Origin of the sequence: Youngiibacter fragilis 232.1 (assembly GCF_000495435.3) — a bacterium.
GTDB classification, from domain to species: Bacteria; Bacillota; Clostridia; order Clostridiales; family Clostridiaceae; genus Youngiibacter; species Youngiibacter fragilis.
Window position 1 is genome coordinate 1 of sequence record NZ_AXUN02000221.1, and the last position, 24,934, is coordinate 24,934.

The following is a 24,934-nucleotide window of genomic DNA, read 5'->3' on the forward strand; positions in this document are numbered from 1 at the left end:
TGGTTCGAGAAGACACTCGGATCTTCGGAATCCATCGATGTGCTTACCAGAAAAAGGCATCTCACCAGTAAGGAGAGTGAATATATACTGGGAATACTTAAAAAAAATGAAGAATACTCAAGGTTTATAGATAATATAGATGCTGTCAATATAGGCTGAGAAAATTTTCATGCTAAATTGATTGAAAATTTTGTTAATTCACCGGCCGATAACCTTTAAAAAGGTCGGCTCTTGGGTTAAAATATAATTAACATAACTACTTACACTGCAAGGGGGCTATAACATGAAAGTATCTATTTATGCTAAGAACATCGAACTAACTCAGGGTCTGAAGGAGGCTGTAGAGTCCAAGCTTGGAAAGCTGGACAAATACTTCAACCAGCCGGTTGAGGCAAGGGCATCGCTTAGCGTAATAAAACTGAATCATACCTTCGAGGTGACGATCCCCTTCGGGCACGTGCTCCTGAGAGCAGAGGAATCCACTGACGACATGTACAAATCCATCGATATGGCACAGGATATCCTCGAGAGGCAGATAAGAAGGTACAAGACAAGAATAGAAAGGAGACAAAGCGGAGAATCCGTAAGATTCAATGAGGCTGCCTTCAATACAAGGTATGAAGAGGAGCCAAAGGAGCCAAGGATAGTAAAGACCAAGAAGATTTCGATAAAGCCTATGGACAAGGAGGAGGCAGTACTTCAAATGGAGCTTCTCGGACATGACTTCTACGTCTTCGAGGATGAGAACGGGGACATGGGCGTAGTATACAAGAGAAAGGACGGAAACTATGGCCTGATCGAGAAGGAGCTTGAATCCTGAAGTCAAAGTGAACGAAAATACAGGGAGCCGATGGCTCCCTTTTCTAATTTAAAGGTAATTTTAATATTTTTTTGGCATCATATCCATTGGGGCTCCCAATGTCACTTTGGTTGATATGGGCCAAGATAAGATGGTATAATATTATTTGTGCTAATATGCGCATTTTTCGTAAGTGCAGGGAGATCCCCTGCAATAATTTGGATGGGGTTGAAATGATGGGATTATTCGACAAGATTTTAGGCACCTACAGCGAAAGAGAAGTCAAGAGACTGCTGCCATTGGCAGACAAGGTCGAGGCTCTGGATGCCGAATACCAGAAGCTCACAGATGACGAGCTGAAGGCTAAGACAGCCTGGTTCAAGGAGAGGCTCGCAAATGGAGAGACTCTGGATGACATACTTCCCGAGGCATTCGCTACAGTCCGCGAAGCTTCATGGAGAGTCCTCGGAATGAAGCACTTCAGGGTGCAGCTTATAGGTGGAATCGTGCTTCATCAGGGCAGGATCGCTGAGATGAAGACCGGTGAAGGAAAGACCCTTGTGGCTACCCTTCCATGCTACCTCAACGCTCTGGCAGGCAAGGGTGTACATGTCGTCACTGTAAATGACTACCTGGCAAAGCGTGACCGCGACTGGATGGGGCAGATCTATGAATTCCTGGGGCTTACATGCGGTGTCATACTGCACAGCCTCTCAAACGCAGAAAGGCGATATGCCTACAGCTGCGATATAACCTATGGAACTAACAACGAGCTTGGCTTCGACTACCTGAGGGACAACATGGTTGTCTACGCAACAGAAATGGTCCAGAGAGACCTCAATTTCGCAATAGTGGATGAGGTTGACTCCATACTTATCGATGAGGCAAGGACACCTCTCATAATTTCAGGTCAGGGTGAGAAATCAACAGAGTTCTACAGGGTTGCTGACTTCTTCGTGAAGAGGCTCCAGCAGGAGACTGACTATACTGTGGACGAGAAGGCAAGGACCGTACTGCTTTCTGAGGAAGGTGTGGCCAAGGCTGAGAAGACCTTCGGTGTAGACAACTATGCCGACCCGAAGAACATGGAGCTTCAGCACCATGTGTCACAGGCACTCAAGGCCAATTACCTGTTCAAGGTAGACAAGGACTACATGGTCAAGGATGGAGAAGTCATCATAGTTGATGAGTTCACCGGAAGGCTCATGGAGGGAAGAAGATATTCGGAAGGCCTTCACCAGGCCATAGAAGCAAAGGAAGGGGTAAAGGTCGAAAGGGAGTCCAAGACCCTTGCTACCATAACCTTCCAGAACTACTTCAGGATGTATACAAAGCTTTCAGGTATGACCGGTACTGCCCTCACTGAAGAGAATGAATTCAGGCATACCTATGGACTTGATGTCATTGCCATACCTACGAACCTTCCTATAAGGAGGGAGGACCATCCTGATGCCATTTACAGGAATGTAGAGGCAAAATACAAGGCCCTTGTAAATGAAATAAAGGAGTCCCATGAAAAGGGGCAGCCTGTACTTGTGGGCACCATTTCAATAGAGAGGTCAGAGGTTGTATCATCGCTCCTTAAGAGGGTCGGTATTCCTCACCAGGTGCTGAATGCAAAATACCATGAGAAGGAAGCTGAGATCGTATCACACGCCGGCGAACCGGGAATGGTTACAATAGCAACCAACATGGCCGGTAGAGGTACTGACATAAAGCTGGGTGAGGGTGTTGTAGCGAATGGCGGCCTTAAGATACTTGGTACCGAAAGGCATGAATCCAGGCGTATAGACAATCAGCTCAGAGGACGTTCAGGAAGGCAGGGAGACCCGGGAGAATCAAGGTTCTACCTTTCTCTTGAGGATGACCTGATGAGGATCTTCGGATCTGAAAGGCTGTATGGAATGATAGACAGCATGGGCCTTGAGGATGACGCCATCGAGTCCAAGATGGTCTCAAAGGCCATCGAGAATGCCCAGAAGAAGGTTGAAGGAAATAACTTTGACGTAAGAAAGACATTGCTTGGATATGATGATGTCATGAACAAGCAGAGGGAGGTCATCTACGGGCAGAGGAGACAGGTACTTAACGGAATGGACCTCAAGGAAAACATCAGGTCCATGATGAGGAACGTCATTGACTATGCTGTAGGCATACATCTCAACGGAAGCGAGAACCGTGCCGATGAGATGAAGAAGCTGAAGGATTACCTCGGAGATATCATTCCATTCGAGGGAAGGGTGGATGCAAATTCACTTCTTGAGCTCTCAAATGAGCAGATAGAGGAAAAGCTATATGATGAAGCTGAGAATATCTACCAGGAGAAGGAAGCTGAAATCGGCGAACAGATGAGGGAGATCGAGAGAGTCATCCTCTTGAGGGTTGTAGACACAAAGTGGATGGACCATATCGACGACATGGACCACCTCAAGAAGGGAATGGGACTCCGTGCCTACAAGCAGCAGGATCCCGTGCAGGCATACCAGTTCGAGGGATCTGAGATGTTTGACCAGATGGTACAGTCGATCAACAATGATACGATAAAGTACCTGATGCATGTCAGGGTAAGGAAGGAAGAGGAGATCGAAAGGGAGCAGGTCGCTGTTGAAACAAAGACCAACTATGACGATTCACTCGCCAAGGAACCCGTAAAAAAAGGTGCTAAGGTCGGAAGAAATGACCCGTGCCCGTGCGGAAGCGGAAAGAAATACAAGAACTGCCATGGAAAAGATGCAAAATAAATAGGGAGGACCCGTCAGGGTCCTTTCCCCTATGCCTACAATATTACTAAGGAGTTGGTCAAATGCTGCTGAAACTTGCAGAGGCGCTGAACGATGTCAAGGGTATGAAGGATAGTTTGGAAGAAATCCGGGTGTCCCTTTGACGTCGAGGCACTGGAAAAGAAAAAGGAAGAGCTGATACACAAGATGTCCGAACCGGACTTCTGGAATGATTCTGAGAAGGCCAGGGAAGTGTCCAGGGAACAGAAGATGACTGAAGACCGGATCAATGGATACAAGTCTCTTAAGGCGAGGATCGATGAAATCGAGACTCTCGCTGAACTGTCAGAAGATGATGACGATATGGCACTTGAAGTGTTGTCCGAAATCAATTCACTGAAGCAGGCGATTGAAGAAAAGAAGATAGAGATCCTTCTTTCAGGGGAATATGATGAGAATGATGCCATATTGTCGCTGCATGTTGGCGTAGGCGGCACCGATGCCCAGGACTGGACCCAGATGCTCCTTCGTATGTACACAAGGTGGGCAGACAAGAAGGGCTACAAGGTGGATGTCCTTGATGTCATCGATGGCGATGAGGCAGGAATACGTGATGCATCCATAAGGGTCTCAGGGCCTCATGCCTATGGCTACCTGAAGGCGGAGAAGGGCATACACAGGCTTGTCAGGATCTCTCCCTTCAACGCCAGCGGCAAGAGGCAGACATCCTTCGCTTCAGTGGAGGTAATGCCTGTACTTACCCAGGAACAGGACATTGAAATCAGGGATGAGGACATAAAGATGGATACCTTCAGGTCAGGCGGAGCAGGAGGTCAGCATGTCAACACAACAGACAGCGCAGTCAGGCTTACCCATCTGCCGACCGGGATCATCGTCTCCTGCCAGAACGAGAGGAGTCAGTTCTCCAACAGGGATATGGCAATGAAGATGCTGAAGTCAAAGCTCATTGAGCTCAAGGAAAGGGCTCACAAGGAGAAGATAGAGGACCTTGCCGGTGTGCTCAAGGATATGAGCTGGGGAAGCCAGATAAGGAGCTACGTGTTCAATCCTTACAACCTGGTGAAGGACCACAGGACACTTGCAGAAAATGGGAATGTTACTGAAGTCATGAACGGCGACCTCGACATGTTCATCTCAGAATACCTTAAACAGTCGAATAACGGAACAATAGAGCTTCAGAAATAGGAGAATTATGGATATACTTCAGAAGATAGCAAAAGAACTGGGTGTGGCACCCGCACAGGTTGAAGGAGCAGTTAAGCTCCTTGATGAGGGTGCCACCGTACCCTTCATAGCAAGATACAGGAAGGAAGCCACCGGCTCCCTTGACGATGAAGTGCTTAGAAAGCTCGCTGAAAGGCTTGTCTATCTGAGGTCACTGGAAGAGAGGAAGGAAGGCATACTCAAGTCACTTGAGGAACAGGGTGTCCTAACTGACGAGCTGAAGGCAGAAGTTCTTAAAGCTGAGACACAGACAAGGCTTGAGGACATTTATCTGCCCTTCAGGCCCAAGAAGAGGACAAGGGCTACCATTGCAAAGGAAAAAGGCCTTGAGCCGCTTTCCATCCACATCATGAAAGGCATGCCCGATGTAAGGAAAGAGGCAAGGAAATACATTACGGAAGCGGTTGCAACTGAAGATGAGGCGATAGCCGGTGCAATGGATATCATTGCGGAATCTGTCTCCGAGGACCCTGCCGCCAGAGGCTCACTAAGGGCTCTGCTCGCAAGGACTGCAGTCATCGTCACCTCCGGAAGCAAGGAGAACACCCCTTACGAGACATACTATGACTATAGGGAAGAGGCCAGGAAAATGCCTGGCCACAGGATCCTCGCCATAAACAGGGGAGAAAAGGAAGATATCCTCAAGGTCACCATCGAATCCGACACAGATGGAGCCATAAGGGACTTAAGGTCAAAATTCCTATCAGGCCGTGAAGAGAATGATGCCATTATCCTTGATGCCCTTAAGGATTCCTACAAGAGGCTCATATTCCCCGCACTTGAAAGGGAGCTAAGGAATGCCCTCACAGAGAAGGCAGAGGACGGAGCGATCGTAGTATTCAAGGAGAACCTGAAATCGGTGCTCATGCAGCCTCCTGTTAAAGGCATGTCTGTAATGGGCTATGATCCGGGCTTCAGGACTGGCTGCAAGATTGCCGTTCTTGATGATACAGGTAAATTCCTGGAAAATACTACAATTTACCCTACTGTACCGCAAAGGGACGTTGAAGGGTCGATAAGGAAGCTGAAGACACTCGTAAAGAAGCACTCTGTGTCGGTTGTATCCTTAGGTAACGGCACTGCCTCAAGAGAGTCCGAAGAAGTTCTGGTGGAGCTTATCGAAGATCTCAAGAAGGAAGGCACAAACCTCTCATATGTCATAACAAACGAGGCGGGTGCCTCCGTATACAGCGCTTCGGAGCTGGCGACAAAGGAGTATCCGGACCTGGATGTAACTGTCAGGGGAGCCATATCCATCGCAAGGAGGCTTCAGGATCCCATGGCGGAGCTTGTCAAGATAGACCCGAAATCGATTGGTGTCGGCCAGTACCAGCATGACATCACAAAGAAGAAACTCGACGAATCCCTCACAGGAGTAGTGGAGGACTGCGTCAACAAGGTGGGGGTTGACCTCAACCTTGCTACACCTTCTTTGCTGTCGTATGTTTCAGGGATCAACAAGACCCTGGCAAAGAACATAGTTGATTACAGGGACGAGACTGGAAGGTTCGCCTCAAGAAGCGAATTGAAAAAAGTAAAGAGGCTTGGAGACAAGGCCTTTGAACAATGTGCAGGCTTTCTTCGGATTACAGGCGGCAAGGAGCCACTCGACAGGACATCAGTACATCCTGAGGCTTACGCTGCAACCAGGACAATACTCAAGGAGCTTGGCTTCAGTAAAAAGGATGTAGAGACAGGAAGCCTGACAGGAATCGAGAAGGCCGCCCAGGAATTCGGTCTGAACAAGCTTATGGAACTGACCGGACTTGGAGAATATACTATAAGGGATATCCTGAAGGAGCTGACCAAGCCCGGAAGGGACCCCAGGGATGAGCTTCCGAAGCCGCTCTTCAAGCAGGGTGTCATGGAGCTGAAGGACCTTCAGGAAGGAATGATCCTCACAGGAACAGTCAGGAACGTATCAGATTTCGGGGCTTTCGTCGATATCGGAGTCCATCAGGACGGACTTGTACACATAAGCCAGCTTGCTGACGTTTTCGTAAAGAATCCCCTGGACTTCGTAAAGACAGGAGATGTGGTGGAAGTAAGGGTCCTTGAAGTAGACATCAGAAGAAAGAGGATAAGCCTTTCCATGAAGGGACTTGGAAAAAGGAAGTAAAAATAAGGGCGCTACCCAAAGAGGTAGCGCCTTCTGTCATTATGCTCATTCTGATCCACCGGCACAATTGCCTTATCTCGACTTTTCCAGTGCTCTCTCTTCAAGGAGAGAGAGAAGCTTCTTGAATTCCACAAGGTCAAGATTTCCTATCCTGCCCCGATATGTCCTGACAAGTTTGTAAAGCGGGTCTTCCTTCTTCATTGGCTCCATGTCTGCTACCAGTATGAGAAGCTTGTTCACGAACTTCGTAAGGCCATCATATGTGTTGCTATAGAAGCTTTCCTTGTACAGACCGTATGGATATTGGATTGTGAATGTCTCTAGAAGCTTGTTGCCTTCTTCGGTCAGTTCCTTGTAAAGGGATGCCATTGTCATCATCAGTTCACTCCTTTGTATACATTATAAGGTCAATTACCATTTCATTCAATTATTTGGAATATAAACCGCAAACCTGTTCGGGAAATGACCATGTAATTATTACATTTTCCATTTGACAATAATATAACAGTATGTTATTATATGTTTGTAAAAATAATAGCGTCTTCAGGGCGGGGTGTGATTCCCCACCGGCGGTATAGCCCGCGAGCCGTAAGGCTGATTCGGTTGAATTCCGAAGCCGACAGTATAGTCTGGATGAAAGAAGATAGATTGCATTTGGTTGCGTCGCCCTGATTTCTTATGGAATCAGGGCTTTTTTACTGAATCGGTCTTCTGAAGGCAGCAATCTTTAGGAGGAATCATAATGAACATCTCAAAAAAGACCAATGTCATCGTCAAAACCGCACTTCTGGTATCTCTTGCTTTTGTACTGAGCTATTTCGAATTCCCGATACTGCCTGCATTCCCGTGGCTCAAGCTTGACCTCGGTGCAGTTCCGCTCCTCTTGTCAGGCTTTGCATTTGGTCCTATGGTTGGAGTACTTGCTGTAGGCTTCAAGGAGCTTCTTGCATTCATATTCAAGTCATCTACAGGCGGAGTGGGGGAGATAGCCAACTTCCTTATCGTTGGCTCGTACGTACTCACTGCAAGCATGATATACCTTAAGGGAAAGAACCTCAAATCAGCTGTAACAGGAACAGCGGTAGCATCACTTGTCCTTACAGCAGTAGCGATAGCCGCAAACATATACATACTGATCCCACTGTTCTTCAAGGATGGTATGGAAGCTTCCTTCTTCAGAAGCTATGTTACCTTCGGACTCCCGGTATTCAATCTGATAAAGGGAGCTGCAGTTTCACTTGTAAGCATTCTCCTGTTCAGCAAGGTATCCTTCCTGATAAAGAAGGAATCCGGATTCAACAGGAAAGGTCTTCACAGCGTATAGCCTATAACTCCAATATTTGTTTTACGGCAGAAGCCCCGGTTTACCGGGGCTTCTGTGCTTTAATTTCAAGGTGCATGTTGTACGCATCCTCTCCGTTTGAATAGTATTTTCTTCTGACTCCAATGGCATTGAAGCCTAGCGCCCTGTAAAGACTTTGAGCCGGAAGATTAGAGACCCTGACCTCAAGGTAAATGTCAGTGATACCTTTATCCATGAGCCTTACAATCGCTTCGAGCATAAGCTTCCTTCCTATGCCTCTCTTCCTCGAATCCTCCCTCACAGCTACGTTTATGACATCCGCCTCATCGTATACATACCAGATGTTGATGTATCCTGCAACCTTGCCGTCCTCTAGCGCAACCAGGTTCAGGGAGTTGTCGCTGTATACCTCCTTCAGGAGGTCCTCCCTTGACCATGATACAGGAAATGAAGCGAGGCTTATGTCATGAACTTCCCCGATATGGGTTGGCGTCATGACGGCTATCTCAACATCAGCCATTCAGCCTGCCTCTCTTTTTCTCGTATTCGTGCTCAGCCTGGCTTTTCCTTATGTACAGTGGTACCAGCTCATCAGGATTTTCAGAGTCTCCGTGCATTATCCTTTCAAGGATGCAGTAACCAAGATTAGATGCCCTTGGTATGTCCATGACTGGCGGTGCCTTGACCGCCCTAAGCCCGGATGAGCGAAGTGTTTCTAGGTCCTTGTCCTTGAGCTCCCCCATGAAAAGCACATCCTCATCGAATTTACTGAGCCTCTCCAGTATCTCATCTTGAGTCAGAACCTCCGGTGACATCAGGGTCACCAGTTTCCCTTCCTCAAACCTGTAGAAGGCAGAATAATAGGCTCCTCGCAGGGCATCAAGCAGAGGACAGATTATCCCTTTGGCACCGAAGGCTCCGTAAGCAAGGGTTTCAAGGCTCGTTGCCGAGTACATGGGTTTCCCGAGGGCAAGGGCCATACCTTTCAGGGCAGCCATACCTATCCTGAGACCGGTAAATGATCCGGGCCCCCTGGATACGCAAAGTGCATCGATGTCAGCAGGGGACATCTTGAGCTTCTCCATAAGTTCTTCTATCATCGGCATCAGTAAAATCGAGTGCTGAAGGTCAAAATTAATATCCATCTCTCCGAGCATGGCATTTTCAGTGATCACGGCAATCGAACAGTTGTTGGTCGATGTGTCAGCACATAGTATTTTCAAATCCTCATCTCCTTCAGCCATTCGAATTCGCCGCCAACAGCCCTTATCGTAATGACCCTTTCGTCTTCATTGTCTGTCTTCTCTATGTTCACATGTATGAACTCATCAGGAAGTATCCCTTCAATCAAGTCAGCCCATTCTATAAGGCATACGCCACTGCCGTATATGTATTCCTCGAAGCCCAGATCCAGTACCGATTCCTCATCATGCACCCTGTAGACATCAAAATGAAATAATGGCAGTCTGCCGTCATGATACTCGTTGATAAGGGTGAATGTGGGGGAGGTTATGGTCCCCCTTATGCCAAGTCCATCAGCGAAGCCTTTTGAAAAATGTGTCTTGCCTGTTCCCAGGTCACCTGTAAGGCATACAGTCGTGCCTTTTGTCACATGGGATCCGAGCCTTTTTCCTATTTCAACGGTCTCATCAACCGATCTTGTCATGATTTTCATATTGTCACCATCAACCTTAATAAAATCTTCAAACCTTGAAGTCCATCTATTATTATATAATAAGGAGGGAACTTTTAGAAGGAGAGGTGGAAATGCTGAAAAAAATCATAGCTCTTGCATTAATTGCGTTTCTGCCTGCACTTGCCGGCTGTTCAGGGCCGGAAGAACCGGTTGAGGTTAAGGAAGGGAAGACCCTTACGATACTTGCATCCAACAGGATGATCCAGGACATGATAAAGACCATATCCAAAGACCTCCATAATACTTCAGTTATAGTTGAAAATGAGGCCGTTCTGAATAATTTCAATAAAAATGACATAGTGGTGGAAGACGAGAAACTTGATATTTTCTTCCATTTTGGAGCCGGATATGAGCCGTTCTCGGACAAGCTGTCTGAAGTAATGCGGGCAAACCAGGTTTCTGTAATTGACATCTCAAGAGGGGTCCACCTGCTGGGATATAAGCCCGAAAATTCACAGGCATCCCTAGTCAATCCATATTATCTGTCAAGTCCCGCTAACTACATCACCGCAATTTCCAACATAGCATTCGGGCTGATGGAAAAGGACCCTTTCAGAAGCGACCTGTACAACAAGAACCTTTTGGAAGAAAAAAAGAGGATCGAAGAGATCGAAGACTGGTTTGAAACTGTTAAACTCGGCTCAAGCGAAATAGTATATGTCGCTGCAGGAAATAAGTACAGGTATCTTTTGAACAGCTTTGATGTGAAGCATATAGGTATTGATGATTTCAAGAATGGGATGCAAAATGGTACTGAAGTGGTCTTCATCTACTCTGAGGATGCAGAGTACGTTAACGCCAAGGGGATACTCGAAAATTCCAACGTCGTCCCGCTTAAGGTAATCCTAAATGATTATACAATGGACAGGAAGGAAATTTACCTTGAAAACCTCATGCGGTTCAGACATGCCATAGCAACAGCCTGCGAGGAGTATGCTCCCGCTGTTGAAAGCACATTCCCGTACAGGATGGAAATGGTTCCGGAAACAAGGTAGACCTATTAAATTAAAAAGAGCTTCAGGCTCTTTTTTTTGAACATTTTTTGAAATATTGCAAATCACGTGAAAATCTTCAAGATAGATGTATAATATATGTGAATACAGGAGGTGTGGTTATTGGAAAACTATGAATGCTACGATATGGCCAGGGATCTCTGGATAGCTTATAAGGCAGACCATGACTCGTCAAAGCTGGTCGATGCAACCAGCATGCTTGAAGATTGCCTTGGGCAGAAAACAGAAGACATGACCCTGGTCGCAAAATCCAGCTGGTTATATTACGTAGTTGTCTCCAATCTGGATCCTTCCAGGGAAAAGAATGTCAGGAAATATGCTGACTATGCGATAACACTGGACAACAGGTATAACATCCTTGACAACAGAAGGCTTGACCTGGGTGATTTCAATGAAGTAATAGAAGCGTTCCAATAGCAGGATTTCTGGTAATTAGCTTGAGCAGGCTAAAGTTGCTGTATGCTCAAAAAATGTTCCAACCGGGAATATGCTCATGATGAGTGACCTCTCATTAAGGCTGGAGTCCCTTTACATTATGCGTAACGAAAGTCAGGAGACGCAGAAATCATCACGCTCATATAATACAGTTATGGTATATATACCATATGGAAAATACTGTGGTATCCGGAAGAAAGAAAGCATTCACTTCAGGAGATATGGGATGTCAAGGCAGAAACCTCAGACGCCTTTGCCTCCTGGCTCTTCTCCTTCCGGAAATGCTGAAGTCCTGCTCCTGGCCTCGGTGAGTTCATTGTAAGGAGAGGCTTACGAAATGCACTCATCATATTAATCGAACGAAAGGGGTGTAATGGAGTTTTCCTCTCATGACTGAAGTCACGAGTCTCCGAACTCCAATGTTTATGAACGGCTATAACAGATCCCGAATGATCCAGTCATAACTGAATGCGTGCATGAAAAATCACCCATGCCTTAGGCTTGGGTGATTTATTCATGCGGCTTTTTTCATGAATCCGGAAAGATCCATGGTTAGGCATACCGTTTCTTCCCCAGGTTGGCACTCCCTGAAACCGATATGCTTGAACAGGTTAAGGGACCTGATGTTCCTGGACTTTATCTTTGCGAGCACCTTCTCAGTCCTTATGTCAAGGAATGCATGGAAGAGCAGCCTGTTCAGGGCATTTCTGCCATAGCCTTTCCCCCACAAGTCCTTTCTCCCGATCACGATCACTACCTCATGGGCAGTTCCCTTCTGAAGAAGGTTTGCATACCCTATTGCATTACCATCAAGTCTGATTACAAAAAAGCGTCCTCTCGATGAAAAGAGGGGAGTATATGAAGGGAGTCGGCAGTTAAATGCCTTTTCCCTTATTGTCTCACTTATTCCTTCCATTTCATTAAGGTGCATCCGCACCTCGGGGTCCTCAAGCCAGTCGGCGATACACATGGCATCATCAAATCCGACTTCACGGCAAAGAGAGATTCCCGAAGCATCCATCGCTATCATCTCCTTATTGTGTTTTATGAAATTGTAGCCCATACAGCATTTTAAATCAAAACAGGTTTCAATTGAAAAAGCAGTTTGCCTGAAGAAACCTCCGTTTCCCTCAGTAAACCTCCATTTACCTTGATTTCCCTCGTAAACGCACCTGGTCATGCATTCCCATATTCGGGCTCCCGGGCTGATTCAGCAGAGATTCAAGATCTTTGAAAAACCAAATTCCGGTGTTGACTTGATGCCGCACCTGATGGTATACTAATCAACGTAGTCCTTTTGAGACACTATATAGGGGTATAGTTCAATGGTAGAGCAACGGTCTCCAAAACCGTTAATGTGGGTTCGAGCCCTGCTACCCCTGCCATACTAAAACCGCAGTTTCTGCGGTTTTTTTCTTTTCCGGAATCCTGCAGCAATATTCCCAAAGTCGGTCTTATCGCCATGTACCAACGGTTACGAATGACTGGAAAGCCCGATTGTAGTATAATTTATACATCGAAGGGGGTGGATAATATGCTTTCTGACATACTGAAGCTGGACAGATATAAAAATATTGCATTGGTGGGGGCAGGAGGCAAGACCACCCTCATTTACCGTCTTGTTGAAGACATAAGGACAAGGAGAAAGATACTGGTTTCCAGCACCACCATGTTCAAGGAACCTCATGAATCAAGGTATGATTTCATTGATTATTCGTTCAGGGAAGATTATAGCTTCGACGTCCTGCCTGAGAACGGGATATATATAGTCTGCAATGGAAGGACCCCTGACAATTATCTCCTCGGACTTGGAAGAGATGAGGTTGACAGGCTGTCTGTAAATTTTGACAACTCCATAATCGAATGTGATTACTCGATGGGAAGACCGCTCAAGGGTTTCAGGCAAAGTGAGGCTGGGGTTCCGGACTCAGCAGATATTACAGTAGGAGTCCTGGACATTGAGGCCCTTGGCCTTGAAATCAAAAGTGACAACATATTTCATCTTGACAGGTTCATTGAAGTCACCGGAAGCAGGATATACAGCATGGTCACTCTTGAGAACCTCAAGGCCATTGTGGATGACAGAGAAGGGCTGTTCATGGGTGCCAAAGGGAAAAGGGTCCTCTTCATAAACAAGGTAGAGAAGCACATCGACATTGAGCTGATGAAGCGGCTTGTAGATATTGTTGACAAGAACAGGCTAGACATGGTCATCTCAGGCAGCCTTCTTTACGACAGGTATAACATCATGTATGGAGGTATTTGACATGCGATACCTTATAATCGGGGACATCCATTCCAACACCGAAGCGCTCGATAAGATACTGGCAAGTGAAAAATTCGACAGGGTGCTTTTTCTTGGCGACATCATCGGTTATGCGGCTGAGCCTGACAAATGCTATGACACGTTCCTTAAGCTCGGCGGGCTTGGAGTGCTCGGCAACCACGAAAGCGGTGCCATCAGGCAGGAGTCACTGTTCATATTTTCAAGCAATGCCCGAAAGGGTATCCTGCATGCCTTGAGAACAATGAAGCCGGAAAATCTAGAGCACATGAAGTCATTGCCTCTGTCACGGGAAGTATCGGATATTGCCATCTGTCACACTTTGCTCGACGCTCCATCTGACTTCAACTATGTTTTCCCGGAGGACAAGGAATCTGTTCACCTTAAGAAGACCTTCTCCATAATGAGACAGAAGGGGATAAGGGCTCTTTTCACGGGACATACCCACACTCCCTGCATTTTCAGGGAATCCGGCGACGGCAGGATTGAGGTCTTCAAGACAGGGGAAAGTGTTCTTTTCCTTGATGAACTGCCGGTTATAATAAACCCTGGCAGCGCTGGTCAGGCAAGAAACCGGATCCCCAGGGCCCACTATGCGGTCTATGAAGATGTCCTGAAGAAGGTTGAATTCAGGACAACTGACTATGACAAGTCATCCACAGCAAGGAAGATACGCGAGGCTGACCTTCCTGAGTTCCTGGCATCAAGACTTTTCGAGGGAATATGAATCCATGGATAAGCTGTGCTTCTTAGATAAAAGTTGACGCCCACAATATATCATGATAAAATTTAATTGAATACAATAAGATTTGCGAGGTTTATCATGATTGATGAGTTGAAACTGGAAAATCAGCTTTGCTTTGCGGTTTACGCTTTTTCTAGGGAGATCACAAAAATATACAGACCATACCTTGAACCGATGGGGCTTACCTATACCCAGTATCTTGTCATGATCGTTCTCTGGGAGAAGGATGGCATTTCGCTCAAGGAGCTTGGCAGCAAGCTCAACCTTGATTCCGGAACCCTGACTCCACTTCTCAAGAAGCTTGAATCTGATGGAAACATACAGAGGGCAAGGGACAAGAAGGATGAGAGGAACCTTATAATCCACCTTACGGAGAAGGGGAAACAGATGCTCAAGGAAGCTGAAGAGGTCCCAAACAACATAGCATGCAATCTCCCGATAGGGCTTGATGAGATCGTCAGCCTCAGGGACAAGATAAAGACGATACTGACTGAGATTGAAAAGGTAGAAAAGCTCAAGGCAGCGGATACCAGGAAGCTTTGATCGGGGCAGTTCTGTTCAAAGAATTGAGTTATTGAAAAAACAGGCATGACGCCTGTTTTTTATTTGTCCTCTTCAGTTTCCGGCTGAACCATTTCCCTTGTTTCCTTCAGGGAGTTAAGACTCTCAAGGGATGTGAACCTTATGGTGAACACAGTTCCTTTCCCAAGCACGGAGTTGACAGTAATTTTACCTCCATGAATCTTGACTATGTTGTTGACTATGGTTAGCCCGATTCCGCTGCCTTCAGTGATCTCCCTGGACTTGTCCACCCTGTAGAACCTTTCGAATATGTAAGGCAGCTCATCCTTCGGAATTCCGATTCCGTTGTCCTTTATCCTTATATAGCAGTCGCTGGCATCCTTGTAAAGCTTTATTGAAATCTCCCCGTTTCTCGGAGTGAACTTGAGTGCGTTGTGGAGTATGTTAGTCATTACCTGGCTCAGGGAATGCTTGTCCCCGATTATTGCAAAGCTGCCGCGCCTTGGGTGCTCGAACTTCAGTCTGATGTTCTTGTCCTTTGCGACACCCTGGAAATTGATATGTACCTCCTGAAGCAGTTCCTCAAGATCCAGCTCCTGCATCCTGACCTTCATGCTTTCTGATTCGAACTGCTTCAGTATGTTCAGGTTGTCAATGAGCTTCCCGAACCTTATTACCTCGGAATTGAGCGTCTGAAGCCTCTCAGGGGTAGCCGGCAGTATGCCGTCAATGATCGCCTCAAGGTTAGTCTGAAGCACGTTCAAAGGGTTCCTCAGCTCATGTGATACATCGGACACCAGCCGCCTTCTTAGTGTATCCTGCCTGTCCAGCTTCTCTCCAAGGGTATTTATGCTCTGCCTGAGCTTCTCAATCTCGGTTACATCGGATTTATCCTTCACCCTTGCGGTAAGTTCTCCGGATGAAAGGTTGTATGCGATGTTGGATATCTTCTCAATGGGCTCTGAGAACTGCCTTGTGAAGAACATTGCGATGAAAAGCACCGCAGCGGTTGCAATTATCGCGGACAGGAATACGCTGTATGATATTGAGTTTATGAAATTACTGTCATCCGGTGAGATTATGAGTGATGAAAACTGGCCTATTACCACATATCCGACTATCTGGTCCTCTATCTTCACCGGGATCTCATATGGCACATACTGCTCAATTGTAAAGGGATTGGCAGGGTTCTCAAGCTTCTGGGCTTCTATCATCTTCAGGGGATCCATGGCCCAAATGGGGTTTCTGTCCCAGTCCAGAAGGCTCAGTGTGAAGTTTGATAGCTCAGCCTCCCTTTCCAGTATCCTTCCGGAGTACTCCGTCCATTTGCCGTCCCTTGTGTAATTGTCACGGAAGACCTGGACGATCCTTTCGTCCCTTTTGTTCTGGTTGACCTCAAGGTAGCTGTTGAATCTTGAATTGATGGTTATGTTTATCATGATATATGCGATGAGGAGCGACAAAAGCGAGCATATGGTGATTGTCAGCGTAAGCCTGAACTTTATTGACTTCAATTATCGCCACCGCCAAACTTGTACCCAAGCTTAAATACCGTGATGATGTACTTAGGGCTCTTTGTATCTTCCTCGATCTTCTTCCTGATGTTCTTGATGTGTACGTCAATCGTCCTGTCTACACCTTCAAAGTCTGCACCCAGGACCTTCTCGATAAGTGTCTCCCTTGAGAGGACTATACCTGGATTCGATGAGAGTATCTCCAAAATGTCGAATTCAATGGGAGTAAGCTGTATTACCTCACCCCTGACTTTCACTTCCCGTCTGTCCCTGTCAATCAGAAGATCCCCTCCATCATAGGATGAAATGTTGACCTGCTGGCTGTCGTCCTTTATTCGCCTGAACAGCGCATTTACCCTTGCAACAAGCTCCCTGGGCGAAAATGGCTTCACAAGGTACTCGTCTGCCCCGATCTCAAGCCCCCTGATCCTGTCCTCTAGGCTGGATTTCGCGGTCAGCATGAATATGTATGCACTGGACTTGGCCCTTATCCGTCTGCAGACCTCCTCACCTGAAATGTCAGGAAGCATAAGGTCAAGTATGACTAGGTCAAAGTCATTTGCCCCGGAATATTCCAATCCCTTGTAACCCCGGTCAGCTGTAAAAACCTCGTAGTCTTCCTTCCTCAGGTATGCTGCGATCGCTTCGAGCACCGAAGTTTCGTCCTCTATGATTAGTATCTTGCTCATAAAACATCACCTCATTCACTTAGATTATATCAATCGGACCATATATATGCAAAGGGTTGGCAAATGCTCAGGTTTGTTGAAATATGGAAGCAGAAGGAGTAAGCTTGAATTGAACAATTGAACAATCATTCAATCGAGGTGGCAATATGGAAACATGTGAGATAACACTCATACACAAAGAACTGGCAGATGAGGCCCAGGAAAGCCTTCCTGATGACTCTGTAATACTTGGGATGGCAGATTTTTTCAAGGTATTCGGAGATCCGACCCGGGTGAGGATACTCACTGCACTGAGGAGAAGGGAGCTTTGCGTATGTGACATCGCCTATGTCCTTGGCATGTCATCTTCTGCAGTCAGCCACCAGCTTAGGGGACTCAAGGCCGCAAGGCTGGTAAAGAACAGGCGTGAGGGCAAGATAGTCTACTACTCCCTTTCTGACGAACATGTGGAGCAGATACTGGACCTTGGATTCACGCATATGGAGGAGTGATCATCATGGTAAAGAAAGAACTGGTACTCGAAGGCGAAGTATGCCCGAACTGTGCGCTCAAAATAGAAGATGAAGTAAGGAGGCTCGGGAGCGTAAGCTCAGCAAGCCTTAATGTCATGAAGGGAACCATGGTGCTCGAGCTTGTTGATGATTTCGACCAGGGGACCGTGGATGCTGCAAGGGATATCATAACCAGGCATGAGCCTGATGTAAAGGTGCATGAGGAGGAACCTGACAGGAACAAGCCTGCTGAAAAGGATCCTCTTCTTAAGGAAAAGCTCACCCTTGGCGGGGCACTCGTGATTTTTGCCTTAGGCTTCCTCTTTGAGGACAGTCCGGCAGGACTTCCGCTTTTCCTTACAGCATACATCCTCTCCGGGTATCCGGTGCTCTACAGGGCAGCAAGGAACATATCAAGAGGAGAGGTATTCGATGAAAATTTCCTGATGGCCATTGCGACAGTCGGTGCGTTCTCTATCGGAGAATATCCGGAGGGTGCTGCTGTCATGATATTCTATCAGATTGGTGAGCTTTTCCAGGATATAGCGGTAATGAACTCAAGGAGAAGCATAACGAGCCTTCTTAAGATAAGACCTGACTATGCTGTACTGATAACTGACGGAGTTGAGAAAAGGGTAGACCCAAAAGACTGCACGCCAGGTGACATTATAGTGATCAGACCTGGTGAGAAGGTACCACTTGACTCCACTGTCATCGAGGGTTCTACCTCAGTTGACACAAGGGTCATGACCGGAGAATCAATGCCCAGGGACCTCAATCCCGGTGATTCACTCCTTTCAGGGTTCGTCAACATCTCAGGACTTGTGAAGGCACGGGTCGAAAAGACCTTTGGAGAATCTTCCGTATCGAAGATTCTTAAGATAGTCCAGGAAGCATCAATGAACAAAGCGAAGACCGAACAGTTCATAACGAAATTCGCAAGGGTATATACACCAATAGTCGTCGGTCTTGCAGCTGCACTTGCAGTCATACCTCCAATCGTAACAGGCGGACCGTTTTCCACATGGCTGTACAGGGCATTGATTTTCCTTGTCATTTCATGTCCCTGCGCACTAGTCATTTCAATACCTCTGGGATTTTTCGGAGGTATAGGGGCCTCCTCGAGGAACGGTATACTGGTTAAGGGTGGGAATTTCCTCGAAGCCCTCAATGAAGTCGGTACGGTTGTGTTCGATAAGACAGGGACGCTTACCGAGGGTGTGTTCGAGGTAACTGATGTGGTGACTGACATGGACAGGCACGAATTCATGGGTATCGCGGCACTCATAGAATCCTCAAGTCCCCATCCCATAGCGAAGTCCGTGGTGGATGCCTACTGCGGACAGGTAGATAGGACAATGATCCGCGAAGCGAAGGAGATACCTGGAATGGGTGTTTCCCTGACAACTACTGATGGTGACATCTACCTTGCGGGAAATTCGAGACTGGTCAGCATCGAGGGAAAGGACGCTTCACTTCAGGGAACCAATATCCATGTTTCAAGGAACGGCAGCCACATTGGGACAATCGTTCTGCAGGACAGGCTTAAGGCTAATGCAAAGGAGACCATTGCACATCTTAAGGGTAGGGGGATCGCTTCGGTGATGCTGACGGGAGACATAAGGGAAAACGCACTGTCGGCAGCACAGGACCTGGGAATTGACGAGGTCCACTACCAACTCATGCCGGAGGACAAGCTGAGGATACTTGAGGAAAAGCTTGGAAAGGGAAGGAAGCTTGTCTTTGCAGGAGACGGCATAAATGACACACCGGTGCTTGCAAGGGCTGACATCGGTATTGCAATGGGTGCTATGGGGTCTGATGCGGCAATAGAGGCTGCAGATGTGGTGGTAATGGATGATGACCCGATGAAGATAGCGACCAGCATGGACATAGCAGCATACACAAGGACGGTGGTATACCAGAATATCGTATTCGCCCTTGGGGTAAAGGCTCTGGTGATGCTGCTTGGTGCTTTAGGTGAAGCGACCATGTGGCAGGCGGTCTTTGCGGATGTCGGAGTCGCATTCCTTGCAATCCTCAATTCAATGAGGATCATGCGTAAGGATTTCCGGAAAGCCAAATGACCGGATTCTTTTCAACGGCAGCGGAATAATGTATTGAAAACTGCTTCCAATTCCCAATACAACATAAAACTGAAAGAAATCAGGCTTGAATTTGCCTGTTTCACAAATCGCGTTCAAATTTTCATCAAAGTCTTTATAAGTTCTTTACATTTCATCTATATAATTCATTTGTAATGAAAATGTAACAATTAAGAACATGTTACAGGGGGTAATGATGAAGAACATCAGACTTAAGGTGACTGCGGCCGTATTGGCAAGCGTATTGCTGTTTGGTACTTCCGTACCGGTCATGGCAGATCCGCTGACCACAGAACAGAGCCAGCAGCTTGACAGCGCACAGGCAGAATATGAAGCCATTGAAGCCAAGATACACGACCTGCACGAGAAGCTGGATGTAATACTCGACGATATTACAGACATAATGGTTAAGATAGATGATACCAATGCCCAGATTGCAGGAGTTGAAGCGAAGGTTGCAGCCAAGGAAGCTGAAATAGCTGCTATCCAGGCTGAACTCGACATCAAGACCAAAGAGTATGGAGACAGACTCAGGGCCATGTACATGCAGGGCAACACCGGTCTCATAGATGCCATACTAGGGTCAGAAAGCCTTGCAGACCTTATTGCAAGGGCAGATGCAATCATAAAGATCGCAAAGATCGACAAGCAGATGCTTGACGAGATAAACGCATTGAAGGCAGACCTTGAAGTCCAGAAGGAAGCCCTTCAGGCTGAGATCGCAACACTCAATGACCTCAACCTCCAGAACGAGGCTGACCTTGCAGCTGTCAAGATTAAGCAGGACGAGACCAATGTGGTCTTAGCAGAGATGGAGAGAGAGGAAAAGAAGCTCAGGGGAAGCCTGGAGCAGCAGGAGGCCGGCCTAATCGGAGATTATGCCTCGGTCATAAACAGCTCCAGCAGCTCAGACAGCGAACTCAACGCTGCCATCACAGCACTCAGGGCAGTAAGAAGCCAGATCATCACAGAGAAGGTTGATAACCAGGTAGTCGAGCTCATAGAAAAGGCGAAGAGAATACTCAGGGAGAGAGAGGCAGCCAGGCAGGCAGCGGCTTCAGCAGGCAGCTCTGCTTCAAGGGGAGAGGTTTCGGCATCATCGAGTGCAATCGTGAACTACGCCTACAACTTCCTCGGAATCAGGTACGTATGGGGCGGAAATACCCCAAGCACAGGATTTGACTGCTCAGGCTTCACAAAGTACGTATATGCGCACTTTGGAGTCAACCTCCCAAGGGTATCCAGGGAGCAGGCGAAGGTAGGAACCTACAAGTCAGTAGCTGAAAGGCAGCCGGGAGACCTCCTGTACTTCGGTTCAGGCGGCAGGGTAACCCATGTCGGGATATACATCGGGAACAACCAGATGATCCATGCTCCAAGACCTGGCAAGTCTGTAGAGATAACTACTCTCAGATACTACAACAACTACATGGGCGCAAGAAGGATAATAGGTAACTAACAACCACAGGACTCCAGAGAGATTTGGAGTCCTTTTTGTATTCGGAGTAATTTGGATTTATAATCAAAGCAAGGGGGTGGGTTTTTGGACATACTCAATGTAGTCAAGGAAGTCGTGAACCTAACTGAAGAAGAGATCAAGAAGATGGATCCCATAAACATAATGCTTATAGGGAAGACCGGCACCGGAAAGAGCACCCTGATCAACAACATATTCAGGGAGAACCTTGCAAGGACAGGAGTCGGAAGGCCCATTACAAAGCACCTGAAGAAGCTTAGCAAGGTTGGAGTTCCCATAAACCTATATGACACCAGGGGACTTGAGCTTGATAACGAGGTCCAGCAGGAGGTAAGACGGGAAATTGAGCAGGAGATGGAACGTCTGAAGGAGACTTATGGCGGCAGGGATGACATACATGTCGTCTGGTTCTGTATAAATGCAGCCACGAACAGGCTCGAAAAGTTCGAGGAAGAATGGATACGGGAACTTACTGAAGAGGCTCCGGTCATAGTCGTGCTTACCCAGAGTTTCGACAAGAAGGGTTCTGCAATGTTCAAGGACTACATAGAGGGGCTGTCTCTGGGAATTGAAGGAGTTCAGAGGGTGATAGCCGCCCCTTATGACTTCGGTGATTTCAAGGTTCCCGCCTTCGGACTTGAAGGACTTGTCGAAAAGACGCTCAAGGCCATACCGGAGAATGCGGAAAAGGCTTTTATCAACGCCCAGAAGGTAGACATCGGTAAAAAGGCCGAGTATGCAAGGAAGTGGACGAGGGGCTTCATTGCAGAGACCTTCATGGTGGGCTTCACCCCGATACCCTTCGCTGATGCACCCATCCTCGCATCAAGCCAGGTGGCAATGATAGCCAAGATAACGAGCATATTCGGGATCTCCATGGACAAGGCTGTGATCACATCTGTTTTATCCTCAGCAGCAGGGATATCCGGGGCTGTGATAACAGGCAGGACCCTGGTATCAAACCTTCTTAAGCTGGTTCCCGGAGCCGGCACCATAGTCGGCGGACTAATATCGGGAGGAACAGCTGCACTCATCACCACTGCACTGGGCTTTGCATACATAGAAGTGATGGTAAAGGTTGCAGAACGCGAATATCAGGGAGGTAAGATGGGGGATACGGAGCTTACGAAGCTCATGAGGTCCGAAATTGAGAAGCAGCTCAAGCTTCTGAAGGAAAGGAAGAAATAATTGAATCTGGCACATTAGGATGCCGAATAAAAACAGAGAAGCCCATCAGAGCTTCTCTATTGCTATTTCGTTCATTTTAAGCAGTTCGAGCGCGTAATCATCCACCCTGTAGTCATCGTGGTAGTAGATTTTGGTTATCCCGGATTGTATCAGTGCCTTGGTACAGTTCAGGCATGGGAAGTGGGTGACGTAAATTACGGAATCCTTAAGTGGAATCCCTTCCTTGGCACAATAGGAGATGCAGTTCAGCTCAGCATGCAGGGTTGCTATGCAATGGCCATCCCTCATTGTGTGCCCGACCTCGTCGCAGTGCGGGGTCTTCCTACCCACGCTGCCATTGTAGCCAGTTGCAATTATCCTGTTCTCCCTGTTCACAATCACCGCTCCGACGTTCGCCCTGTCACATGACGACCTTTCGGCAGCAAGTTTTGCAAGGTTCATGAAATACTCGTTCCATGACTGTCTCGGTTTTCTATCCTTGGTGCTTCTTACCATTTCATAACTTTTCATCCCGCGCCTCCAATATCATCTCAACGTGTGGTATTCCATCCTCAAGGTATCCTTCATTGTCAGTCCTTTTGAAACCGATCGATGAATAGAAGCCCATGGCCTGAACCTGGGCACCGATCCTTATCGGCCCGTTTCCTGCGGCTTTCAGGGCCTCATCCATAAGTATCCTTCCATAGCCTCTGCCTCTATACTGACCTGATGTAAGGATCCTTCCGATTGACCTCGTTCCGTCATCATCTAATGGAAGTATCCTTGCATATGCCGCTATTTTCCCATCCTCCATGACCATGACGTGGATACACTCACTGTCTTGTCCATCCAGGTCAAGGAAGGCACAGTCCTGTTCAACTACAAAAACCTCCTGCCTGACCCTCAGTGCTTCATACAGGAGGTCTCTGTCCATTTCATTCCAATTCCTGATCAGGATCTCCATCGGCAAATTTGTCACCTTCCCCAGCATTTTATATAATTTTAGCAATATTGGGAATAAAAATCCATATATCCCGGGCAAACCTTTTCACTTGGTGCTAAACTTAATGTAAAGGAACCTATTTTAAGGGGTGATTTTATGTCAGCAATTTCCACAATAGACTTCAAGGAGCTAAAGAAGGAGAAGGATGAGCTGGTTGTTCGTACAGGATATCTGCAGAGACTTATAATGGCAAAGAAGATTCCAGTAATGATCGTATTTGAAGGTGTCCATGCTTCAGGAAAGGGAAGACTTTCAAATGAGCTTCTCCTGGCTCTGGATGCAAGGTATACAGACTTCTACGCTACCCATAAGCCTACGGAAGACGAGCTCAGAAGACCTCTTCTATGGCAATACTCCGTTAACGCTCCTTCATATGGCAACATAAACATCTACTACAGAAGCTGGTACTCTCTTTATATTGCGCTTATCAACCAGAAATTCGAGCTTAACAGGTATGCTGACAAGAAGGCGCTGGTCAAGGAAATAAGGGATTTCGAAAATACCCTTATCGATGACGGAACTGTCCTTATCAAGTTCTATCTGCACATCTCGAAGGAAAAGCAGATGGAGCACATACGCAAGATGAGGGAAAACCCAAGGACCATGTGGAGGGCTCAGGAGTATGACGCTGAGAACGACGAGAAATATGAGCATGAGATGAGGAAGCTCCTGAAGGACGGCAACCACAACGAGGCACCCTGGCACCATATCGAATACGATGTAAGGGAGAGGGCTGTCAACGAAATGCTGAGGACCGTAACATCCATACTTGAAAAGGCCATAGCCGAGCATGACAGGAAATCCTCCGAGCCCAAGGAACGTGACGGGAAATTCAAAGGGACAGATGATGGTGCACTTGAAGGATTTGACAAATGTGTCACCATCGACAAGAAGGTCTACAGGGAAAAGCTCGAGGACCTGCAGCAGAGGATGAGAGAGGTTCAGTATACCCTTTACCAGAAGAAGATTCCACTCTTTGTGGTATATGAGGGCTGGGATGCCGGAGGAAAGGGCGGAAACATAAAACGGCTGGTTGAGCCACTGGATCCGACCATGTATATAGTAAATACAACAGCAGCTCCGAATGAAACCGAGAGAAACCATAATTATCTGTGGAGATTCTGGACCACAATACCCAAATCAGGGCACATAGCAATATATGACAGGTCCTGGTATGGAAGGCTCATGGTTGAAAGGGTAGAAGGCTTCGCAACGAACCAGGAATGGTCCAGGGCATACCAGGAGATCAATGATTTCGAGGAGTCCCAGACCAACTTCGGAGCAATCGTCATAAAGCTGTTCCTATACATCTCCAAGGAGGAGCAGCTTAAGAGGTTCGAGGACAGGCAGTCTGATCCGAACAAGGTATGGAAGATAACCGATGAGGACTGGAGAAACAGGGAGAAATGGGACATCTACGTTGAAGCAGTCAATGACATGATTGAAAAGACCGACAGGAAGAATGCCCCCTGGATCGTCATAAACGGCAACGACAAGAAGTATGCAAGGGTCAAGGCCCTTGAAACCATCGTCGAGATCTGCGAAAAGAAGCTTTATGACAAGAACGGGAATTGACCGATTATGTGAAGGTGCTGTTGCAAAATAGC

Annotated in this window: 25 protein-coding genes, 1 tRNA gene and 1 riboswitch; of the genes, 16 read left to right on the plus strand and 10 right to left on the minus strand. The window is 47.1% G+C overall.

The window, feature by feature from the left end; translation table 11 throughout:
• Positions 1–283: 283 nt before the first annotated feature.
• From hpf to T472_RS17380, 4 genes are all read left to right on the plus strand, one after another.
• Positions 284–820, plus strand: a complete 537-nt coding sequence (hpf, locus tag T472_RS17365; protein WP_023387312.1) for a ribosome hibernation-promoting factor, HPF/YfiA family — start codon at positions 284–286, stop codon at positions 818–820.
• 215 nt (positions 821–1,035) lie between these two features.
• Positions 1,036–3,540 carry a preprotein translocase subunit SecA gene (gene secA / locus T472_RS17370; protein WP_040908114.1) on the plus strand — a complete coding sequence of 835 codons (2,505 nt, stop codon included), beginning with the start codon at positions 1,036–1,038 and terminating at the stop codon, positions 3,538–3,540.
• Between the two features lie 62 nt (positions 3,541–3,602).
• Positions 3,603–4,725 (plus strand): peptide chain release factor 2 gene (gene prfB, locus T472_RS17375; protein ID WP_201781776.1). Its coding sequence is split into 2 segments (ribosomal slippage): positions 3,603–3,680 and positions 3,682–4,725, totalling 1,122 coding nucleotides; the frame shifts between segments, so codons are not numbered across the junction.
• A 7-nt stretch (positions 4,726–4,732) separates the two neighbouring features.
• Entirely contained in the window at positions 4,733–6,883 is a 2,151-nt protein-coding gene (locus T472_RS17380; RefSeq protein ID WP_023387315.1) for a Tex family protein, read from the plus strand.
• Between the two features lie 72 nt (positions 6,884–6,955).
• Here the strand turns inward: T472_RS17380 and T472_RS17385 are convergent, their stop codons facing one another.
• Positions 6,956–7,261 carry a hypothetical protein gene (locus T472_RS17385; protein ID WP_023387316.1) on the minus strand — a complete coding sequence of 102 codons (306 nt, stop codon included), beginning with the start codon at positions 7,259–7,261 and terminating at the stop codon, positions 6,956–6,958.
• A 157-nt stretch (positions 7,262–7,418) separates the two neighbouring features.
• Positions 7,419–7,532, plus strand: a riboswitch (FMN riboswitch).
• Positions 7,533–7,625: 93 nt separating this feature from the next.
• Between T472_RS17385 and T472_RS17390 the strand changes: the two genes are divergently transcribed.
• The gene (locus T472_RS17390) at positions 7,626–8,207 is read left to right on the plus strand and encodes an ECF transporter S component (RefSeq protein ID WP_023387317.1); all 582 of its coding nucleotides are present in this window, start codon (positions 7,626–7,628) and stop codon (positions 8,205–8,207) included.
• 40 nt (positions 8,208–8,247) lie between these two features.
• On the opposite strand, the gene rimI is transcribed toward T472_RS17390, so the two are convergent.
• Genes rimI through tsaE form a run of 3 tightly spaced genes read right to left on the minus strand, consistent with a single transcriptional unit; the run spans position 8,248 to position 9,852 of the window.
• Positions 8,248–8,706: a ribosomal protein S18-alanine N-acetyltransferase gene (gene rimI, locus T472_RS17395; protein WP_023387318.1), complete on the minus strand. Its 459-nt coding sequence runs from the start codon at positions 8,704–8,706 to the stop codon at positions 8,248–8,250.
• Positions 8,699–9,409, minus strand: coding sequence for a tRNA (adenosine(37)-N6)-threonylcarbamoyltransferase complex dimerization subunit type 1 TsaB (gene tsaB / locus T472_RS17400; protein WP_023387319.1), 711 nt, complete (start codon positions 9,407–9,409; stop codon positions 8,699–8,701). Before tsaB ends, rimI begins: the two co-directional genes overlap by 8 nt.
• A complete protein-coding gene (gene tsaE / locus T472_RS17405; protein ID WP_341372058.1) occupies positions 9,406–9,852 on the minus strand; it encodes a tRNA (adenosine(37)-N6)-threonylcarbamoyltransferase complex ATPase subunit type 1 TsaE in 447 nt (148 codons plus the stop codon). Before tsaE ends, tsaB begins: the two co-directional genes overlap by 4 nt.
• A gap of 101 nt (positions 9,853–9,953) precedes the next feature.
• Here tsaE and T472_RS17410 point away from each other — a divergent pair, with 101 nt between their 5' ends.
• On the plus strand, positions 9,954–10,877 hold the full coding sequence (locus T472_RS17410) for a metal ABC transporter substrate-binding protein (RefSeq protein ID WP_023387321.1): 924 nt from the start codon (positions 9,954–9,956) through the stop codon (positions 10,875–10,877).
• A gap of 120 nt (positions 10,878–10,997) precedes the next feature.
• The gene (locus T472_RS17415; RefSeq protein ID WP_023387322.1) at positions 10,998–11,312 is read left to right on the plus strand and encodes a hypothetical protein; all 315 of its coding nucleotides are present in this window, start codon (positions 10,998–11,000) and stop codon (positions 11,310–11,312) included.
• Positions 11,313–11,542: 230 nt separating this feature from the next.
• Here T472_RS17415 and T472_RS20550 read toward each other — a convergent pair whose 3' ends face one another.
• Together T472_RS20550 and T472_RS17420 are read right to left on the minus strand one after the other, a co-directional pair.
• Entirely contained in the window at positions 11,543–11,677 is a 135-nt protein-coding gene (locus T472_RS20550) for a hypothetical protein (RefSeq protein ID WP_278279760.1), read from the minus strand.
• Positions 11,678–11,844: 167 nt separating this feature from the next.
• On the minus strand, positions 11,845–12,351 hold the full coding sequence (locus T472_RS17420; protein WP_023387765.1) for a GNAT family N-acetyltransferase: 507 nt from the start codon (positions 12,349–12,351) through the stop codon (positions 11,845–11,847).
• A 290-nt stretch (positions 12,352–12,641) separates the two neighbouring features.
• Between T472_RS17420 and T472_RS17425 the strand changes: the two genes are divergently transcribed.
• The 4 genes from T472_RS17425 to T472_RS17440 all read left to right on the plus strand — a co-directional run bounded on the left by T472_RS17425 (position 12,642) and on the right by T472_RS17440 (position 14,902).
• Positions 12,642–12,715, plus strand: a tRNA-Trp gene (locus T472_RS17425).
• A 149-nt stretch (positions 12,716–12,864) separates the two neighbouring features.
• Positions 12,865–13,596 carry a selenium cofactor biosynthesis protein YqeC gene (gene yqeC / locus T472_RS17430; protein WP_023387764.1) on the plus strand — a complete coding sequence of 244 codons (732 nt, stop codon included), beginning with the start codon at positions 12,865–12,867 and terminating at the stop codon, positions 13,594–13,596.
• Between the two features lies 1 nt (position 13,597).
• Positions 13,598–14,341 (plus strand): metallophosphoesterase family protein, encoded by a 744-nt coding sequence (locus T472_RS17435; protein WP_023387763.1) that lies wholly within the window; start codon positions 13,598–13,600, stop codon positions 14,339–14,341.
• A gap of 96 nt (positions 14,342–14,437) precedes the next feature.
• A complete protein-coding gene (locus T472_RS17440) occupies positions 14,438–14,902 on the plus strand; it encodes a MarR family winged helix-turn-helix transcriptional regulator (protein WP_023387762.1) in 465 nt (154 codons plus the stop codon).
• A 59-nt stretch (positions 14,903–14,961) separates the two neighbouring features.
• On the opposite strand, the gene T472_RS17445 is transcribed toward T472_RS17440, so the two are convergent.
• Positions 14,962–16,395 (minus strand): sensor histidine kinase, encoded by a 1,434-nt coding sequence (locus T472_RS17445; protein WP_023863754.1) that lies wholly within the window; start codon positions 16,393–16,395, stop codon positions 14,962–14,964.
• Positions 16,392–17,084 (minus strand): response regulator transcription factor, encoded by a 693-nt coding sequence (locus T472_RS17450; protein WP_023383889.1) that lies wholly within the window; start codon positions 17,082–17,084, stop codon positions 16,392–16,394. The genes T472_RS17445 and T472_RS17450 overlap by 4 nt, the downstream gene beginning before the upstream one ends.
• A 146-nt stretch (positions 17,085–17,230) precedes the next feature.
• Between T472_RS17450 and T472_RS17455 the strand changes: the two genes are divergently transcribed.
• From T472_RS17455 to T472_RS17470, 4 genes are all read left to right on the plus strand, one after another.
• Positions 17,231–17,575 carry an ArsR/SmtB family transcription factor gene (locus T472_RS17455; RefSeq protein WP_023383890.1) on the plus strand — a complete coding sequence of 115 codons (345 nt, stop codon included), beginning with the start codon at positions 17,231–17,233 and terminating at the stop codon, positions 17,573–17,575.
• A gap of 5 nt (positions 17,576–17,580) precedes the next feature.
• On the plus strand, positions 17,581–19,662 hold the full coding sequence (locus T472_RS17460) for a heavy metal translocating P-type ATPase (protein WP_023383891.1): 2,082 nt from the start codon (positions 17,581–17,583) through the stop codon (positions 19,660–19,662).
• 214 nt (positions 19,663–19,876) lie between these two features.
• Positions 19,877–21,139, plus strand: coding sequence for a C40 family peptidase (locus tag T472_RS17465; protein WP_023383892.1), 1,263 nt, complete (start codon positions 19,877–19,879; stop codon positions 21,137–21,139).
• An 84-nt stretch (positions 21,140–21,223) separates the two neighbouring features.
• A complete protein-coding gene (locus tag T472_RS17470; RefSeq protein ID WP_023383893.1) occupies positions 21,224–22,345 on the plus strand; it encodes a YcjF family protein in 1,122 nt (373 codons plus the stop codon).
• Between the two features lie 45 nt (positions 22,346–22,390).
• Here T472_RS17470 and T472_RS17475 read toward each other — a convergent pair whose 3' ends face one another.
• Both T472_RS17475 and T472_RS17480 read right to left on the minus strand, forming a co-directional pair.
• Positions 22,391–22,855, minus strand: coding sequence for a deoxycytidylate deaminase (locus tag T472_RS17475; protein WP_023383894.1), 465 nt, complete (start codon positions 22,853–22,855; stop codon positions 22,391–22,393).
• Positions 22,842–23,258 carry a GNAT family N-acetyltransferase gene (locus T472_RS17480; protein ID WP_201781777.1) on the minus strand — a complete coding sequence of 139 codons (417 nt, stop codon included), beginning with the start codon at positions 23,256–23,258 and terminating at the stop codon, positions 22,842–22,844. Before T472_RS17480 ends, T472_RS17475 begins: the two co-directional genes overlap by 14 nt.
• 165 nt (positions 23,259–23,423) lie before the next feature.
• On the opposite strand from T472_RS17480, the gene T472_RS17485 reads away from it, so the two are divergent.
• Positions 23,424–24,902, plus strand: coding sequence for a polyphosphate--AMP phosphotransferase (locus tag T472_RS17485; protein WP_023383896.1), 1,479 nt, complete (start codon positions 23,424–23,426; stop codon positions 24,900–24,902).
• Positions 24,903–24,934 lie beyond the last annotated feature (32 nt).